We start from the raw sequence: 16,245 nt of genomic DNA on the forward strand, positions 1-16,245 counted from the left end.
CGACACTGCATAAACGCCCTTCCCGACACTAAAATCAGCGTCCAGAATTACCAATTAAATCAATAAAATCAAACCATTAAAAACATGGCACGGGCTTTGCAAATTATCGTCAGACACCCAGAAAAGCGTAAGGAATACCCCATGCGAGAGATGTATGTCGCAACCCATGGCCGCTATGCCGAAGGCATTATTTCGGCCCTGAATTTATTAATTGGCGAGGATCACGGCGTCACGCCCGTTTGTGCTTACTGCGGCGAGATCGGCTCCACAGCAGAGCTGGGCGTTCGCTTTGATGCTATGGCCAGGGAGGCAGCCAGTCGGGGAAATGAGCTGGTGCTGTTTACCGATATGCCTGGTGGAAGCGTCAATAACACGGCCATACAGATGATGGTCAGATACCCCCACGTGCATGTTGTCAGCGGGGCAAACCTGATCATGCTGATGGAATTCTGTATGTCCGAACATGACGAAACGGCTCTGCGCCTTCAGGACGCGATAGCGGCGGCCAGCGGGGCAATGCAATACATGAACGTCTTACCTGAGATTGCGTCGGCTCGTCAGCCACAACATGCTGATAGCCGGGATGGCGTCGACGATTTCTTTACCCTGGAGGATAGCCAGTGAAGATCGCCCTCGAAACCCTGGATGCTCGCTATAGCCTGCCGCACGCCGGGCTGGATGCCCGCTGGTTGCAGGAGGCTATCGCAAAAGTCATTCGCCAGATCGACGCCATGCTGCCACGATTTACCACCACCTTCCCGGCAGCCAGCGCCACCGAAGGCCGCTATCCGGCGGTCGAAAAGGTCGACTGGACAGAAGGGTTCTGGACCGGAATGCTGTGGCTGGCCTGGGAAGTGACCGGCGATAACAAATATCGTGCGGTGGCAGAAAGCCTCCTCGACAGCTTTGAGGAGCGCCTCGATAGCAGAATCAAGGTCGATACCCACGACCTGGGTTTCCTTTACTTGCTCTCCTGCGTAAATGCCTGGAAGCTCACCGGCAATACCCGCGCCCGCAGCCTGGCATTACGCGCCGCAGAGTTGCTGTATCAGCGCTTTAACGCCACGGCAGGCGTGATTCAGGCATGGGGCGATCTGAGCGACCCCGCGCGTCAGGGGCGAATGATTATTGACTGCAACCTCAACGTTCCCCTGCTGTTCTGGGCTGCCGATGAGACGGGCAACCAGACCTGGCGTGAAGCAGCTACCCGGCATCTGGCGCAGGCGGCACGCTACCTGGTGCGTGATGACGCGTCAACATTTCACACTTTTTATATGGATATCCACAGCGGCAAACCGCTGCGCGGGGATACCCATCAGGGCTTTAGCGACAGCTCATGCTGGGCCCGCGGCCAGGCGTGGGGCATTTACGGTTTTGCTCTGAGCTTCACCCACACGGGAGACGCCACCCAGCCTGAGCTTTCTCGCCGTCTGGCCCACTATTTCCTTAACCGCTTGCCCGAAGATTATGTCTGCTACTGGGATCTTATCTTCACGCCCGAGGATAAAGCCTGGCGCGATACCTCAGCGGCAGCGATTGCCGTTTGCGGGCTGGCAGAGCTGCTTAAACAGCTGCCGCTGACTGACCCACTACGCCCTGCTTATGGCAATGCCATCGCACTGATTATGCAAAATTTGCATCAACACTACTTCGCGGATCCGCAAGACGGCCTGCTTCGCGAAGGCGTTTATAACTTTGGCCGCAACATGGGGATTAACGAACCCAATTTGTGGGGCGACTACTTCTATTTTGAAGCCCTGGTTCGCCTTTCCCGCGTCTGGACACCCTACTTCTGCTAACCGGAGCTACACCATGATTTCTTTAGTTCGTATTGATGATCGTTTGATTCACGGCCAGGTCGCCGTGGTCTGGACCAAACATCTGGGCGTGAACCGCATTCTCGTCGCTAACGACCAGATCGTGAATAACGACGTGCAGAAAATGTCGCTACGCATGGCGGCACCCGACACGGCTAAATGCGCCATTATGGCGGTCAAAGACGCTGGCGATGTGCTGAATGACCCGCGTTCAGAAAGCATGAAAATAATGGTGATTGTGAATAACGCAGTGGATGCGTGTCGTCTGGTAGAGCAGGTTCCGGGCATTAAAACCCTGAACGTCGCCAACTTTGGGCGCATTACCGACAATCTTGCGGCAAAAACCCGTATCAGCGATACCGTCTATGTCACACCGGAAGATGTGGCAGACCTCCAGGCCATCGCCGCACGCCATGTCGCCGTTGAATATCAGGTTCTGCCCTCTCATCCGGTGAAAAACCTGATTGAGATGCTGGCAAGCGCCGTCAATTAATCGAGGTCGCTATGTTAACGTCCGCATTTCTTGTCGCGTTGATTATGTTCCTGGTGAAAACCGCTGACCATACGCTGGGCCAGCCTCTTATTGAGCGTCCTCTTGTCTGTGGCGCGCTGGTCGGTCTGGTGCTGGGCGACCTTGAACAGGGCATTATTATCGGGGCCACGCTGGAGCTGATTTTCCTCGGCACCATCACCATCGGAGGCTCCGTTCCGGCCGATCTGGCGGTGGGCTCCGTACTGGCGACGGCCTTTACCATCCTGACCCACGCCGAACCCCCGATCGCCGTGGCGCTGGCATTACCTATCAGTCTGCTGGCGGTCTTCGTTTATCAGGTGCTGAAGCTGGTCTACACCGGTCTGGTCGAAAAATATGACGCCCTTCTCGATCAAGGTCGGGACCGTGCCGCCCTGGCTCTAACGCTGGGCATGACGTTGTTCTACGGCGTTCCCTTCGCCCTGATTGCCTTCTTTGGCGTGCTGTTTGGCACCGATGTCATCCGTAGCCTGGTCGAAAGCATTCCTGGCACCGTAATGCGCGGTATGACGGCCGTCGGCGGCATTTTGCCTGCACTGGGCTTTGCCATTTTGTTGAAAGCGCTGTGGAATCGAAATATTGCCGCCTTCTTCTTTATTGGTTTCGCCATGGCGGCCTATTTAAAACTGCCGATTATGGGCATCGCGATTATTGCCGCCTCGGTCGCGGTCTATCTCTGCTTCAACGAGTTCAACCAGCTGAAAGCTAACAAACAGGCAGGGGCAGCCGCGCCAGCTTCTGTTGATGATAAGGATGGGTTCTTCAATGACTGATATCCAGATGAAAGACGTTACGCTAAGTCGCGAAGACAGAGGCGAAAAAAGATTATTCCGTCAGCTTTTTATTCGTCAGTTCCCGCTGCTGGGCACCATGAACTTCACCCGTATGGAGGGTCTGAGCTACGGGTGGGCGCTGGCACCGATGTTAAAAAAAATCTATGCCAACGATCCGCATCGCTATCTTGAAGCGCTTAAACGCAACAGTCAGTTTTTCAATACCAACCAGCATTTCGCGCCCTTTATTATGGGCCTGACGCTGTCGATGGAAAAAGAGAACGCGACCAACCCGAACTTCGATACCTCCAGTATTAACGGGATTAAAGTTGCGCTGATGGGGCCGTTTGCTGGCGTCGGTGATTCGTTTTTCTATGGCGTACTGCGTATTATCGCCACCGGTATCGCCATAGGTCTGGCATCGCAGGGTAACCCATTGGGCCCTCTGTTATTCCTGCTGATTTATAATATCCCCAGTTATCTTCTGCGTTATTATGGTGGTGTGATGGGTTATCGCCTCGGCTCAAAATATATTGCCGAAGCCACGCAGTCTGGATTATTAAGCTGCATTACCAAAGCGTCGTCGATAATGGGTTTAATGATGGTGGGCGCCATGAGCGCCAGTATGGTGAAGTTCACCACCACTTTCCAGACCACTATTGCCGGGCAGCCTTTTGTATTACAGGATATTCTCGATAAAATTTGCGTGGGTTTAATACCACTGGTACTGGTATTAGGATGTCTTAAGCTCCTCAATAAAAAAGTCAGCCCAAATAAAGTGCTGCTGCTGTTAATTGCCCTTGGCTTTGCGGCTGCGGGTATTGGAATAGTCTAAACTTCTCCGCCCCTTCCTCTGGAAGGGGCTATTTCTCTGGAGTGAAAATGACCTGGCAAGCCGCGTGTTTTTCTAATCAGCCTGATAAGTTTCATCAGGTTTTCCTTCCTCTTCATCTCGATCACATCCGCTCCCGTATTAATCTTTTCCCGGACATTATTTCAACAGATAACATCGACACTTTTTTGCCTGGGCTGAAATCGATTGAAGTGATATTTGCAACATGGGGGATGTTAAGTTTATCTGAGGAGCAGCTTGACCAACTGCCCAACCTGAAGGTGATATTTTACGCCGCAGGTTCTACGGATTATTTTTCTGCGCCTTATCTCGGCCGGGGCGTAAAGATTGTCAGCGCTTGGCAAGCCAATGCCATTCCGGTGGCAGAATTCTGTCTCGCGCACATACTGCTGGGGTGTAAAGGCTATTTCCGGAATCAGCGGGAATATACGGCACCCGATCGTTTGTCTCTCTCTCCCAACATCACCCTGCGCCCGGCAATTATCAGGAGTGCGTGGCGCTGATTGGCGCAGGGGCCATTTCGCAAGCGTTACAGCGCCTGCTGCAACCCTTTTATCTTGATGTTCTTGTTGTACCTTCACGGCCAGAAAGAAGAACATTGACGCTCGAAGAGGCCTTCTCACGCGCCTGGGTCGTCAGTAATCATCTTCCTGCCCGGCCAGATAACCAGGGTATTCTTAACGGCGAACTTTTTTATCGAATGCGAGAGGGTGCCGTATTTATCAACACTGGGCGCGGTTTGCAGGTCAACGAACCCGAGCTTATTGAGGTGTTACTCGCGCGTCCTGACCTGACGGCAATACTGGACGTCACTAAACCAGAACCGCCCGTCGCAGGTTCGCTTCTTTATACGCTACCGAATGTACAACTTACCAGCCACATTGCAGGTTCGTTGAATAATGAAACGCGTCGCCTGGTCAATTATATTCTTGACCAGTTTCAACAGTGGCTAAAAGCCCCTGAGTGCTTTAATTCAGGCACGAAATAATGTGATGGCATTCTCAGCCAGTGTATACATTGCGTCTAAAAAAACGAAATTATCGCCTTTATTTATAAAGTGTCGAACTGCCTGATGGTAACCCCTTATAATTTATAGACATTATTTCTGGCATACTCCTTGCTATTTATAAAGGGTCTCACCCTATTTTTAAATTATGACAGGATTAACAATGAAAAAATTACATGCATTACTGCTCGGATTTCCGCTTGCCTGTTTTTCACTGAACACGCTGGCCGCCGCCACCTGGATTGATAATCGTTATGCCCATACAACCGCTTCTGAAAAGAATCAATATAAAATCGGCCTTGGGCATATATTTGATAATGGTGCAGGGGTATTAGCCTCCGCGATGTACGATTTAGGTCAGGATTTCGACCAAATGAAGAGCACCTTTCAGGAGTTTGAAGGCTGGTATCCTGTTCCTTTAGATGAAAAATGGTCCGTAACACCAGGCGGCTTGACGGATATTGATTCAAACGGAACCAAGCTGGCGCCCTATATCAGTCTGGATTATAAATTCAGTAAACAGTTAAGTTTTAGCAGTCGTTATCGTTATAACCATATGACCCATAAAGAGCGAGATTATAACGGTGAGATGGATTATAACGACAGCCACCAGTTCGATTTATTTATGAACTATCAGGCAACAGAAAAATTATGGTTACAACTCAACCCTGAGTTTTTTGTTAATACCAGTGATTTTAATGCAGCCAACGGCAGAAAAACCCACTGGGAGCCGAGTATCGTTGCCCGCTACCGCGTAGATAAACACTGGCTACCTTACGCAGAAATTGCCTGGCTGGATCAGGACCAAAATCATGACGATCAGGTTCGCTTCCGACTTGGTATTCGTTACTACCTGGACTAAGTGCTTTGGGGCAGCAACGCTGCCCCTGTTTCAATGCGTAGCGACCGTAAAGCGGGAAAAGCGCACATAGCCAGGGTGATCGCTATTCTGACCGCGGGCGTAAATCCCCATCCTGGCACCAATCCATTTTCCAGCTCCTGCTGAAAACTGCGGGGCAATGTTATGCCATTCCTCGCCGGGAAGTTGATAACCAAAATGGACGATGCCGTCGTAATCTACCCGCAAACCGAGCACCACCTGCTTTTCATCAAACAGATCGACAACAGGTAGCGACGTCAGATTCAGCTCGCCTCGATCGTCTATCCAGCCGTGATCCAGACAGAGTTGTGCCCCCGTATTGCCCTGAACGGCGCGCAAGGCAGCAAAGCGCTGACCATACACCACCAGCCCGCCCTCCTCTTTAGCATGACGAAACGCAAGTGAAAGAGGAGTACGAACCGTAAAGCGTTCGGCCGGGAAGTTCTGTAATAAAAGCTGGGGCAGATGATAAATAGCATGTTTGTTTTCTGCCGGTGAACAGGTTAAATGCAGGCCTGTCTCCCCCTCGGTTAACCATTCTTTTTGCGGATTCCCCTGCCATTGCCACTGTAACCCGGGTTTCCCGTTGGCAAAGTCATCACTGGTTTGTGGCGCACAGGGCGACAGGGGAAGTTGCGGCAGCGGATGAACCGAAACGGGCTGTCCTTTATGCGTGCCATGAAGAGATTCCCCAATGTGTGGCCAGCCGTCGCTCATCCAGCGCAGCGGCTGAAGATGAATAATGCGCCCATAAACGCCTTTATCCTGAAAGTGGAAAAACCAGTTTTCGCCATTTTCCAGTTCTATCCAGGCTCCCTGATGTGGGCCATTGACGGCAGTGTTCCCCTGGTGCAGCACATCCCTACTTTGCCACGGCCCGTTCAGGGTGGTAGCACGGAGTACCGTTTGCCAGCCGCGTTTAACTCCCCCCGCCGGGGCAAAAATCCAGTATTCACCGTGACGTTTATACAGTTTCGGCCCTTCTAAAGTAGGATGCGTAGGCGTGCCATCAAAAATAATGCGGCCATTGTCGAGTAGTCGGGTGGCATCGGGTGACATTTCGAAAAGCTGCAGCTTGTTTTTCACGCCGCTGCGGCTAAAAGCAAAAGCGTGAATCAGCCACGCGCGGCCATCATCGTCCCAGAACGGACAGGGATCTATCCAGCCAGGTTCCGCTTTAAGGCAGTAGGGTTCACTCCACTCACCCAGCGGATCATCGGCATGAGAAACGTAAATCCCTTCATCCGGTAAACTGTAAAACACCCAATAGCGGCCATTATGGAAACGGATCGCCGGGGCCCAGACACCTTTGCCCGGCTGGGGAGTATCGTATTCAGGTGATGGGAGGGTTTTTACGATGTGGTTGACGATTTTCCAGTGAACGAGATCGCGGGAATGGAGCAGCGGTAAACCGGGTAACAGATGAAAACTGGACGCCACCATCCAGAAGTCGTCACCCTGTCGAATGACATCAGGATCGGCAAAGTCAGCATGGATAATCGGGTTTTGGTAGAGCAGGGGCATATCAGGAGCCTTATGTTATTAAACTCTCCCTGCGCTGCAATTTTTAGACCACTCAAAAAAAGCGATAATAAACAAACAAGTAAAAGTTTTTTAGACACAAAAAAAGCGCCCCGGGGGCGCTCTTTCGACAGATGCTTTGTGCTTATTTGTTCAGTTCAGCAGTCATGTGGACACGGTTGCCGGAGAAGGCCTGAGTAATGGTGTAAGAGGAGGCGCCTGCCTGCTCAGCCTGAGCGGCAATTTTCGCTTCCGCGCCATCAATGGTGCTGGCGGATGCGGTGACGGACTGGGCAGCGAAAGAACCGAAAGAAGTAGCCAGAGCGATAACAGCGACAAAAGTTTTGATGCTTTTCATGATAGTGACCCTTTCAATAAGTTGTTGGTGTAAGGCGCCGTGCCTTGATGTGATAAATAATAGGCCTCATCACCAACAACTGATAGCGGAAGGATTTGCATACTTCATTCAAAATTACTGATCAACAATCAACCGCTGCGGATGGGTATAGACCGTGGCTCTTCCCGGCTTGCAGAATCCCACCAGCGTCAGGTTGCAACGCTCTGCCACCTCAACCGCCAGCGTGGTGGCTGCGGATACCGCAAAGAGGATCTCTACGCCGCACATCGCCGCTTTTTGCACCATCTCGTAGCTGGCCCGGCTGGAGACCAGCGCGGCCCCCTGCTGCCAGGCGACGCTTTCTCCCGCCCGGCGGCCCAGCAGTTTATCCAGCGCCACATGGCGTCCGACATCTTCATGCCCGCCAGCAATCTCACCCGACGGCAGAACCCAGGCGGCGGCGTGCGTACATCCACTCAGATTGCCCACCGGCTGTACCGAGTTGAGATTTTGCAGCGCGATATCGAGGTTCGCCAGGGTGAAAGTCTGGCTGAAGGGCAGCGGCGTGATGGGCTTACCGATGTCGTTCAGCTGCTCCACGCCGCATACGCCGCAGCCGGTGCGCCCGGCCAGCGCGCGACGGCGCTCTTTAAGAGCCATAAAGCGTCGGCTGGAGAGTTCAATCTGCACTTCGAGACCATTGCACACAGATATCACCTCCATGCCGTAGATCTCACGCGGGTGCTCAATGATGCCTTCAGACAGCGAAAAGCCGATGGCAAACAGCGCCAGATCTTTGGGGGAGGCCATCATCACCACATGGGAGATACCGTTATAAACCAGCGCGACGGGCACCTCTTCCGCCAGAAAATCGGGAGTCGGGAGGCTAATCTGAGGGGGTCTGTGTACCCGGCGTTCTGCCACACCGGCAGGCAGTGACGTAAGGTGGGTATCACCATTTTGTTTCAACACAACGCATTTCCTGAGCAACCACGTGGGGAGGCCTGCTATTGCACCATACTTTTCCGGCCTGGCGCATAGTATGGATCAATTTTTACCGCTCTGTCCGCGCAACTTTACCTGAGGGACAAACCCGACGCATGAACAGGTTTGTAACAGTTCGGGGGCACCATGTGATCAATATCACATTTTATAATCATCACCGTGATAATACGTTCACTTTGTTTTAACGCCGTTGGAACAAGCGTACCGACATTGTGGTATTCTGGCATACCCCTCGTGGAAATGAGGGTTTAACGCAAATTTTCAACTTTGCGGTCAAAAAATCAACCGTGAAGTAAAACAATAATGACCCCAAATAATTCGCGCAGGCGTGAAGAGTGAAGGGTAGCAATGTCGAAACAAGGAGTGACCCATGCAGGTCAGCAGAAGGCAGTTCTTTAAGATCTGCGCTGGCGGTATGGCAGGCACCACGGCAGCAGCACTGGGCTTTGCGCCCGGCGTCGCGCTGGCGGAAACGCGGCAGTATAAACTGCTGCGCACCCGCGAAACCCGTAATACCTGTACATACTGCTCCGTCGGCTGTGGGCTGTTAATGTATAGCCTCGGCGACGGCGCGAAAAACGCCAAAGCATCTATTTTCCATATTGAAGGGGACCCGGATCATCCGGTTAACCGCGGCGCGCTCTGCCCGAAAGGGGCCGGTCTGGTGGACTTTATTCACTCCGAAAGCCGCCTGAAATATCCTGAGTATCGCGCGCCAGGTTCAGATAAATGGCAGCAAATCAGCTGGGAAGAGGCATTTGACCGCATCGCCACACTGATTAAAAAAGATCGCGATGCCAACTTTATTGCCCAGAATGCAGATGGTGTAACGGTAAACCGCTGGCTCTCCACCGGCATGCTGTGCGCCTCGGCCTCCAGCAACGAAACCGGCTATTTAACCCAGAAATTTACGCGCGCACTCGGTATGCTCGCGGTCGACAACCAGGCGCGTGTCTGACACGGACCAACGGTAGCAAGTCTTGCTCCAACATTTGGTCGCGGTGCGATGACCAACCACTGGGTCGACATCAAAAACGCCAACCTTATTGTGGTGATGGGCGGTAACGCCGCTGAAGCGCACCCTGTTGGGTTCCGCTGGGCGATGGAAGCCAAAATCCACAACGGTGCGAAACTGATTGTGATCGATCCCCGCTTTACGCGTACAGCGTCGGTGGCGGATTTCTACACCCCTATTCGTTCAGGTACTGACATCACTTTCCTGTCAGGCGTACTGCTGTACCTGATGACCAACGAAAAATATAACCGCGAATACACCGAAGCCTATACCAACGCCAGCCTGATCGTGCGTGAGGATTACCACTTCGAAGATGGCCTGTTCAGCGGTTATGACGCCGAAAAACGCAAGTACGACAAGACCAGCTGGAACTACGAGCTGGACGAGAATGGCTTTGCGAAGCGCGACACCACCCTGCAACACCCGCGCTGCGTGTGGAACCTGCTGAAAGAGCACGTTTCCCGCTATACGCCGGAGGTTGTCGAAAACATCTGCGGGACGCCGAAAGCGGACTTCCTGAAGGTGTGCGAGATGATCGCTGAAACCAGCGTTCACGATAAAACCGCGTCGTTCCTGTATGCCCTCGGCTGGACGCAACACTCCATCGGCGCGCAGAACATTCGTACCATGGCGATGGTTCAGCTGCTGCTCGGCAACATGGGGATGGCAGGCGGCGGCGTGAACGCCCTGCGCGGCCACTCCAACATTCAGGGTCTGACCGACCTCGGCCTGCTGTCGCAGAGCCTGACCGGTTACATGAGCCTGCCAAGCGAAAAACAGACCGACCTGCAAACCTACCTGACGGCCAGCACCCCGAAACCGCTGCTTGAAGGCCAGGTGAACTACTGGAGCAACTATCCGAAGTTCTTCGTCTCGATGATGAAAGCCTTCTTCGGTGACAAGGCGACGGCGGAAAACAGCTGGGGCTTTGACTGGCTGCCGAAGTGGGACAAAGGCTACGACGTACTCCAGTACTTCGAGATGATGCACCAGGGCCAGGTCAACGGCTATATCTGCCAGGGCTTTAACCCGGTGGCATCCTTCCCGAACAAGAACAAGGTTGTGGCATCCCTGTCGAAACTGAAGTTCCTGGTCACCATTGACCCGCTCAATACCGAGACCTCGACCTTCTGGCAGAACCACGGCGAATCGAACGACGTCGATCCGTCGACGATTCAGACCGAAGTGTTCCGTCTGCCATCCACCTGCTTCGCGGAAGAGAACGGCTCTATCGTTAACTCCGGTCGCTGGCTGCAGTGGCACTGGAAGGGTGCAGACGCCCCGGGCATCGCCATGAACGACGGCGAGATCCTGGCCGGTATCTTCTTACGTCTGCGTAAGATGTACGCGGCTGAAGGCGGCGCGAACCCGGAACCGGTGCTGAACATGACCTGGAACTACTCGACGCCGGAGAATCCATCCCCGGAAGAGGTGGCGATGGAGAGCAACGGTAAGGCGCTGGCAGACGTTATCGACCCGGCCACCGGGGCGGTGCTGGCGAAGAAAGGCGATCAGCTGAGTACCTTTGCCCATCTGCGCGACGACGGCACCACCTCCAGCGGCTGCTGGATCTTTGCCGGTAGCTGGACGCCGAAAGGCAACCAGATGGCTAACCGCGATAACGCCGACCCGTCGGGCCTCGGCAATACGCTGGGCTGGGCATGGTCGTGGCCGCTGAACCGCCGCATTCTCTATAACCGTGCCTCTGCTGACCCGCAGGGCAACCCGTGGGATCCGAAGCGTCAGCTGCTGAAGTGGGACGGCGCGAAGTGGGGCGGCGTGGATATTCCGGACTACAGCACCGCGCCTCCGGGCAGCGATGTCGGGCCGTTTATCATGCAGCCTGAAGGGATGGGACGCCTGTTTGCTATCGATAAGATGGCGGAAGGGCCATTCCCGGAACACTACGAGCCGTTTGAGACGCCGCTGGGCACTAACCCGCTGCACCCGAACGTGGTCTCTAACCCGGCCGCCCGTATCTTTAAGAGCGATTTCGAGGCGTTGGGCAAAAAAGACAAGTTCCCGTATGTGGGCACCACTTACCGTCTGACCGAGCACTTCCACTACTGGACCAAGCACGCGCTGCTGAACGCCATCGCGCAGCCGGAGCAGTTTGTGGAGATCGGCGAGAAGCTGGCGAACAAGCTCGGCATCGCCCATGGCGATACCGTGAAGGTCTCCTCTAACCGCGGCTACATCAAGGCCAAGGCAGTGGTGACCAAGCGTATTCGCACGCTGAACGTTCACGGTCAGGAGGTGGATACCATCGGTATTCCGATTCACTGGGGTTATGAGGGCGTGGCGAAGAAAGGGTTTATTGCCAACACCCTGACGCCGTTCGTCGGCGATGCGAACACGCAGACGCCGGAGTTTAAGGCCTTCCTCGTGAACGTGGAAAAGGTGTAACGGAGACGACTTATGGCTTATCAATCGCAAGACATCATTCGTCGTTCCGCGACTAACGGGTTCACCCCCGCGCCCCAGGCGCGGGACCACCAGCAGGAAGTGGCGAAGCTTATCGACGTAACCACCTGTATCGGCTGTAAAGCCTGTCAGGTGGCCTGTTCAGAGTGGAACGACATCCGTGACGAAGTGGGTCACAACGTCGGGGTTTATGATAACCCCGCCGACCTGACCGCCAAGTCCTGGACGGTAATGCGCTTCTCGGAAGTGGAGCAGAACGACAAACTGGAGTGGCTGATCCGCAAAGATGGCTGTATGCACTGTGCGGATCCGGGCTGCCTTAAGGCGTGTCCGTCGGAAGGAGCGATCATTCAGTATGCCAACGGCATCGTCGACTTCCAGTCCGAGCAGTGCATCGGCTGCGGCTACTGCATCGCCGGCTGCCCGTTCGACGTGCCGCGCATGAACCCGGAAGACAACCGCGTCTACAAATGCACGCTGTGCGTTGACCGCGTGAACGTCGGCCAGGAGCCGGCGTGCGTGAAGACCTGCCCGACCGGCGCTATCCACTTTGGCTCCAAAGAGGATATGAAAACCCTGGCGGGTGAGCGCGTAGCCGAGCTGAAAACCCGCGGCTACGACAACGCGGGCCTGTACGATCCGGCCGGTGTTGGCGGCACGCACGTCATGTACGTGCTGCACCACGCCGACAAGCCGAATCTGTACCATGGCCTGCCGGAGAACCCGGAGATCAGCGCCACCGTGAAGTTCTGGAAAGGTATCTGGAAGCCGCTGGCAGCGGTGGGCTTTGCTGCCACCTTCGCCGCGAGCATCTTCCACTACGTGGGTGTCGGTCCGAACCGTGCGGAAGAGGAAGAGGACAACCTGGATGAAGAGAAAGACGAGGTGCGCAAATGAAAAGACGTGACACCATCGTGCGCTACACGGCACCGGAACGTATCAACCACTGGGTCACCGCCTTCTGCTTCATGCTGGCGGCGATAAGCGGGCTGGGGTTCTTCTTCCCCTCCTTCAACTGGCTGATGCAGATCCTGGGTACGCCGCAGCTGGCGCGCATCCTGCACCCGTTCGTGGGTGTGGTGATGTTTGCCTCGTTCATCATCATGTTTTTCCGTTACTGGCACCATAACCTAATCAATCGGGATGATATCTTTTGGGCGAAGAATATTCGTAAGATCGTCGTCAACGAGGAAGTGGGTGACACCGGGCGTTATAACTTCGGCCAGAAGTGCGTATTCTGGGCGGCGATTATCTTCCTGGTCCTGTTGCTGGTGAGCGGCGTGATCATCTGGCGTCCGTACTTTGCGCCTGCTTTCTCAATCCCGGTAATCCGATTTGCGTTAATGCTGCATTCATTTGCCGCAGTGGCGTTAATTGTGGTTATCATGGTGCATATCTACGCCGCCCTCTGGGTGAAAGGCACCATTACCGCGATGGTGGAGGGCTGGGTTACCAAAACGTGGGCGAAGAAACATCACCCGCGCTGGTACCGCGAAGTCCGAAAGACAACGGAAAAGAAAACTGAATGAGTATTCGCATAATCCCGCAAGATGAGCTGGGTTCGAGCGAGAAACGCACGGCGGAAGTGATTCCGCCGTTACTGTTCCCCAGACTAAAAAACCTCTACAACCGCCGCGCGGAACGCCTGCGTGAGCTGGCTGAGAGCAACCCGCTTGGCGACTATCTGCGCTTTGCGGCGCTGATCGCCCACGCCCAGGAAGTGGTGCTGTACGACCATCCGCTGCAGATGGATCTGACCGCGCGCATTAAAGAGGCGAACGAGCAGGGCAAACCGCCGCTGGATATCCACGTTCTGCCGCGCGACAAGCACTGGCATAAGCTGCTGCACTCCCTGATTGCCGAGCTGAAGCCTGAGATGAGCGGCCCGGCGCTGGCGGTGATCGAGAATCTTGAGAAAGCCTCCGAGCAGGAGCTGGAGCAGATGGCGAGCGCGCTGTTTGCCTCTGATTTTGCCTCGGTCAGCAGTGATAAAGCCCCGTTCATCTGGGCTGCCCTGTCGCTCTACTGGGCGCAAATGGCGAGCCTCATCCCGGGTAAAGCCCGCGCTGAATATGGTGAAGCCCGCCAGTTCTGCCCGGTGTGCGGTTCAATGCCGGTCTCCAGCATGGTGCAAATTGGAACCACTCAGGGGTTGCGCTACCTGCACTGCAACCTGTGTGAAACCGAGTGGCACGTGGTGCGCGTGAAGTGCAGCAACTGTGAACAGACCCGCGATCTGCACTACTGGTCGCTGGAAAATGAACAGTCCGCGGTGAAAGCCGAGAGCTGCGGCGATTGCGGCACCTACCTGAAGATTTTGTATCAGGAAAAAGACCCGAAAGTGGAAGCCGTCGCTGACGATCTCGCAACGCTGATCCTGGACGCAAAAATGGAGCAGGAGAGCTTTGCCCGCAGCTCTATTAACCCGTTCCTGTTCCCGGGTGAAGGGGAGTAATCTCCTGTGAGAGTGCCGGGCGGCGCAAGCTTGCCCGGCCTACAGTTGATAGGGCGAAACCACCCCTGCTATACCTGCAAAATCTTTGGTATTGCGTGAAATTAACGGGCAGTTTCTGCTCTGAGCTGTGGCCAGAATAATGGCATCAGGAAGTTTCATCCCATGCTTCTCGCGGAGCAATACACTTCTTTCAGCAATCTCACGCGTAATATCGATAATCTCGAAAGCGCCCATAACTGCCGCCGTTTTCGCCTCATGGCCGTGCCTGCGAGTCCCAACCATGACTTCCATCCAGGTGATGAGGCTAATTGTCCGGTGCGACGCAGCACTTTCAATGGCATTTGCAGCCTCAATGCGATTATGAAAGAGATCGATGAGAATATTGGTATCAAACACTGCCATGTGTTCCACTGTTACCACTCCTCGCGTAGCTTACGCTCATACTCAAGGCCGTCTTCTTGCTGGTTACCCCACAGACCCAACGCATCACGAATGATCGAGACACTCTGTTGATCGAGATACTGCTCTATTGCTTCTCGTAGTAATTCAGCGCGCGGCTGATTTCTGAGTTTCTTTAGATTATCAAGACGTTGAATAACGTCATCCGATAAATCGATCAGTATTCTGCCCATTGCAAGGTTCGCCAATAAAGCCATATATCGCTCCAGCATATCACCTTTGGTTAATTTTCAGGCAACTTACACCGTCTCATCCTGGGGTTAAAGTAAATTGTCAAAGCCGCGAACACTTTTTCGAGCCGCTTTCCAGAGGCGTTTCTCACCACAGGGGAAATCCTCTTCATGTAGCCAGAATATTGATGACTGGAGGGCGGGTTACATTGCCAGTACGGTGCTTGCTGGCGAGCGGATGCTGTGTCGGCGGAAAGAGAATGAATTAAGAAATCCCACATTGGTGATAAAGCAATTAAGGTTTGCACCCGCAAAGCTAGCAACGCAAAATAAATCGCCCAAGGCAGTGTGATAAAGGGAAAATAATCTTCACGCTCCCCTCTTACCATCATTATTAAATATTTAGTTTCTTTGATTAATGGATTACATCAATGAATAAAAGCGCTCTGGTAATTTTACTGGCTGCCTCTCTGACCAGCAGCCTGGCCTTTGCAAATCATCACACCTTTTCTTTAGGCTACGCGCACAGCGACGTAAAAGATTTTGACAACCTGAACGGCGTTAACGTCCAGTATCGCTATGAATTTGATTCACCGATCGGCCTTCTTGGCTCTTTTACCTGGATGAAAACGCACACTAAACAAGATTATTTAGCAACCCGCGACATTGTTCACAATGATATAGACGTAAATTACTACTCTTTGCTGGCAGGACCGGCGTACCGCATTAATGACTATGTTTCACTCTATGCCCTCGGCGGTACCGCATGGGTAAAAGCGTCCGGGAATACCCGCTGGGTGAATTATGGTCATAATGAAGTGCACCATGACGGTATTTCCGAGCGATCAGCGTCTTTCGCCTGGGGAGTGGGAATGGTGATGAACCCGGTCGATAATCTCTCCATTAATCTCGGCTATGAAGGCACAAAAGCCAGTATGGATCGCGACTATTCAATTAATGGTTTTAACGTGGGCATGGGCTATCGTTTTTAAGTCATT

The 16,245-nt window shown here is 53.7% G+C and carries 18 protein-coding genes and 1 pseudogene; 14 read left to right on the forward strand and 5 right to left on the reverse strand.

All coding sequences use genetic code 11. From position 1 onward, the window contains the following. The first annotated feature begins 141 nt into the window (after nucleotides 1–141). From C2U54_RS04355 to C2U54_RS04385, 8 genes are all read left to right on the forward strand, one after another. On the forward strand, nucleotides 142–624 hold the full coding sequence (locus C2U54_RS04355; RefSeq protein ID WP_103177545.1) for a PTS sugar transporter subunit IIA: 483 nt from the start codon (nucleotides 142–144) through the stop codon (nucleotides 622–624). Next, nucleotides 621–1,799, forward strand: a complete 1,179-nt coding sequence (locus C2U54_RS04360) for a glycoside hydrolase family 88 protein (RefSeq protein WP_103177546.1) — start codon at nucleotides 621–623, stop codon at nucleotides 1,797–1,799. Before C2U54_RS04355 ends, C2U54_RS04360 begins: the two co-directional genes overlap by 4 nt. Before the next feature lie 13 nt (nucleotides 1,800–1,812). Next, the gene (locus tag C2U54_RS04365; protein WP_103177547.1) at nucleotides 1,813–2,310 is read left to right on the forward strand and encodes a PTS system mannose/fructose/N-acetylgalactosamine-transporter subunit IIB; all 498 of its coding nucleotides are present in this window, start codon (nucleotides 1,813–1,815) and stop codon (nucleotides 2,308–2,310) included. Between the two features lie 11 nt (nucleotides 2,311–2,321). Beyond that, nucleotides 2,322–3,122, forward strand: coding sequence for a PTS mannose/fructose/sorbose/N-acetylgalactosamine transporter subunit IIC (locus C2U54_RS04370; protein ID WP_103177548.1), 801 nt, complete (start codon nucleotides 2,322–2,324; stop codon nucleotides 3,120–3,122). Further along, entirely contained in the window at nucleotides 3,115–3,957 is an 843-nt protein-coding gene (locus C2U54_RS04375) for a PTS system mannose/fructose/sorbose family transporter subunit IID (RefSeq protein ID WP_103177549.1), read from the forward strand. Before C2U54_RS04370 ends, C2U54_RS04375 begins: the two co-directional genes overlap by 8 nt. A gap of 47 nt (nucleotides 3,958–4,004) precedes the next feature. After that, nucleotides 4,005–4,478, forward strand: a complete 474-nt coding sequence (locus tag C2U54_RS27685) for a hypothetical protein (protein WP_233210508.1) — start codon at nucleotides 4,005–4,007, stop codon at nucleotides 4,476–4,478. Continuing rightward, the gene (locus C2U54_RS27690) at nucleotides 4,469–4,963 is read left to right on the forward strand and encodes an NAD(P)-dependent oxidoreductase (protein WP_233210509.1); all 495 of its coding nucleotides are present in this window, start codon (nucleotides 4,469–4,471) and stop codon (nucleotides 4,961–4,963) included. The genes C2U54_RS27685 and C2U54_RS27690 overlap by 10 nt, the downstream gene beginning before the upstream one ends. Nucleotides 4,964–5,144: 181 nt before the next feature. Further along, a complete protein-coding gene (locus C2U54_RS04385; protein ID WP_103177550.1) occupies nucleotides 5,145–5,843 on the forward strand; it encodes an oligogalacturonate-specific porin KdgM family protein in 699 nt (232 codons plus the stop codon). Between the two features lie 30 nt (nucleotides 5,844–5,873). Here C2U54_RS04385 and C2U54_RS04390 read toward each other — a convergent pair whose 3' ends face one another. From C2U54_RS04390 to fdhD, 3 genes are all read right to left on the reverse strand, one after another. Next, on the reverse strand, nucleotides 5,874–7,385 hold the full coding sequence (locus C2U54_RS04390; RefSeq protein WP_103177551.1) for a glycoside hydrolase family 43 protein: 1,512 nt from the start codon (nucleotides 7,383–7,385) through the stop codon (nucleotides 5,874–5,876). Between the two features lie 142 nt (nucleotides 7,386–7,527). After that, the gene (locus tag C2U54_RS04395) at nucleotides 7,528–7,740 is read right to left on the reverse strand and encodes a DUF1471 domain-containing protein (RefSeq protein WP_103177552.1); all 213 of its coding nucleotides are present in this window, start codon (nucleotides 7,738–7,740) and stop codon (nucleotides 7,528–7,530) included. A gap of 114 nt (nucleotides 7,741–7,854) precedes the next feature. Then, a complete protein-coding gene (gene fdhD / locus C2U54_RS04400; protein WP_270094519.1) occupies nucleotides 7,855–8,655 on the reverse strand; it encodes a formate dehydrogenase accessory sulfurtransferase FdhD in 801 nt (266 codons plus the stop codon). A gap of 439 nt (nucleotides 8,656–9,094) precedes the next feature. Between fdhD and fdnG the strand changes: the two genes are divergently transcribed. From fdnG to fdhE, 4 genes are read left to right on the forward strand one after another with little or no spacing between them, the layout of a single operon-like run. After that, a complete protein-coding gene (gene fdnG / locus C2U54_RS04410) occupies nucleotides 9,095–12,145 on the forward strand; it encodes a formate dehydrogenase-N subunit alpha (protein WP_139156309.1) in 3,051 nt (1,016 codons plus the stop codon). Between the two features lie 12 nt (nucleotides 12,146–12,157). Then, nucleotides 12,158–13,060: a formate dehydrogenase subunit beta gene (fdxH, locus tag C2U54_RS04415; protein WP_103177556.1), complete on the forward strand. Its 903-nt coding sequence runs from the start codon at nucleotides 12,158–12,160 to the stop codon at nucleotides 13,058–13,060. Beyond that, nucleotides 13,057–13,692 (forward strand): formate dehydrogenase cytochrome b556 subunit, encoded by a 636-nt coding sequence (fdoI, locus tag C2U54_RS04420; protein WP_103177557.1) that lies wholly within the window; start codon nucleotides 13,057–13,059, stop codon nucleotides 13,690–13,692. Before fdxH ends, fdoI begins: the two co-directional genes overlap by 4 nt. Beyond that, nucleotides 13,689–14,618, forward strand: a complete 930-nt coding sequence (fdhE, locus tag C2U54_RS04425) for a formate dehydrogenase accessory protein FdhE (RefSeq protein WP_103177558.1) — start codon at nucleotides 13,689–13,691, stop codon at nucleotides 14,616–14,618. The genes fdoI and fdhE overlap by 4 nt, the downstream gene beginning before the upstream one ends. A 39-nt stretch (nucleotides 14,619–14,657) precedes the next feature. Here the strand turns inward: fdhE and C2U54_RS04430 are convergent, their stop codons facing one another. Further along, nucleotides 14,658–15,029 (reverse strand): PIN domain-containing protein, encoded by a 372-nt coding sequence (locus C2U54_RS04430; RefSeq protein ID WP_103177559.1) that lies wholly within the window; start codon nucleotides 15,027–15,029, stop codon nucleotides 14,658–14,660. A 2-nt stretch (nucleotides 15,030–15,031) separates the two neighbouring features. Beyond that, nucleotides 15,032–15,274 (reverse strand): CopG family transcriptional regulator, encoded by a 243-nt coding sequence (locus C2U54_RS04435; protein ID WP_103177560.1) that lies wholly within the window; start codon nucleotides 15,272–15,274, stop codon nucleotides 15,032–15,034. Nucleotides 15,275–15,347: 73 nt separating this feature from the next. Between C2U54_RS04435 and C2U54_RS27695 the strand changes: the two are divergent. After that, nucleotides 15,348–15,482: pseudogene (locus C2U54_RS27695) on the forward strand (hypothetical protein); the annotation flags it as partial. A 196-nt stretch (nucleotides 15,483–15,678) separates the two neighbouring features. Further along, entirely contained in the window at nucleotides 15,679–16,239 is a 561-nt protein-coding gene (locus C2U54_RS04445; protein ID WP_103177562.1) for an Ail/Lom family outer membrane beta-barrel protein, read from the forward strand. Nucleotides 16,240–16,245 lie beyond the last annotated feature (6 nt).

Origin of the sequence: Leclercia sp. LSNIH1, assembly GCF_002902985.1 — a bacterium.
Classification (GTDB): Bacteria; Pseudomonadota; Gammaproteobacteria; order Enterobacterales; family Enterobacteriaceae; genus Enterobacter.

Bases quoted from the DNA above. Each gene is read 5' to 3' on its own strand.
- C2U54_RS04355 (WP_103177545.1), top strand. From the start codon at position 142: ATGCGAGAGATGTATGTCGCAACCCATGGCCGCTATGCCGAAGGCATT.
- C2U54_RS04365 (WP_103177547.1), top strand. From the start codon at position 1,813: ATGATTTCTTTAGTTCGTATTGATGATCGTTTGATTCACGGCCAGGTC.
- C2U54_RS04370 (WP_103177548.1), top strand. From the start codon at position 2,322: ATGTTAACGTCCGCATTTCTTGTCGCGTTGATTATGTTCCTGGTGAAA.
- C2U54_RS04375 (WP_103177549.1), top strand. From the start codon at position 3,115: ATGACTGATATCCAGATGAAAGACGTTACGCTAAGTCGCGAAGACAGA.
- C2U54_RS27685 (WP_233210508.1), top strand. From the start codon at position 4,005: ATGACCTGGCAAGCCGCGTGTTTTTCTAATCAGCCTGATAAGTTTCAT.
- C2U54_RS04385 (WP_103177550.1), top strand. From the start codon at position 5,145: ATGAAAAAATTACATGCATTACTGCTCGGATTTCCGCTTGCCTGTTTT.
- C2U54_RS04390 (WP_103177551.1), bottom strand. From the start codon at position 7,385: ATGCCCCTGCTCTACCAAAACCCGATTATCCATGCTGACTTTGCCGAT.
- C2U54_RS04395 (WP_103177552.1), bottom strand. From the start codon at position 7,740: ATGAAAAGCATCAAAACTTTTGTCGCTGTTATCGCTCTGGCTACTTCT.
- fdxH (WP_103177556.1), top strand. From the start codon at position 12,158: ATGGCTTATCAATCGCAAGACATCATTCGTCGTTCCGCGACTAACGGG.
- fdoI (WP_103177557.1), top strand. From the start codon at position 13,057: ATGAAAAGACGTGACACCATCGTGCGCTACACGGCACCGGAACGTATC.
- fdhE (WP_103177558.1), top strand. From the start codon at position 13,689: ATGAGTATTCGCATAATCCCGCAAGATGAGCTGGGTTCGAGCGAGAAA.
- C2U54_RS04435 (WP_103177560.1), bottom strand. From the start codon at position 15,274: ATGGCTTTATTGGCGAACCTTGCAATGGGCAGAATACTGATCGATTTA.
- C2U54_RS04445 (WP_103177562.1), top strand. From the start codon at position 15,679: ATGAATAAAAGCGCTCTGGTAATTTTACTGGCTGCCTCTCTGACCAGC.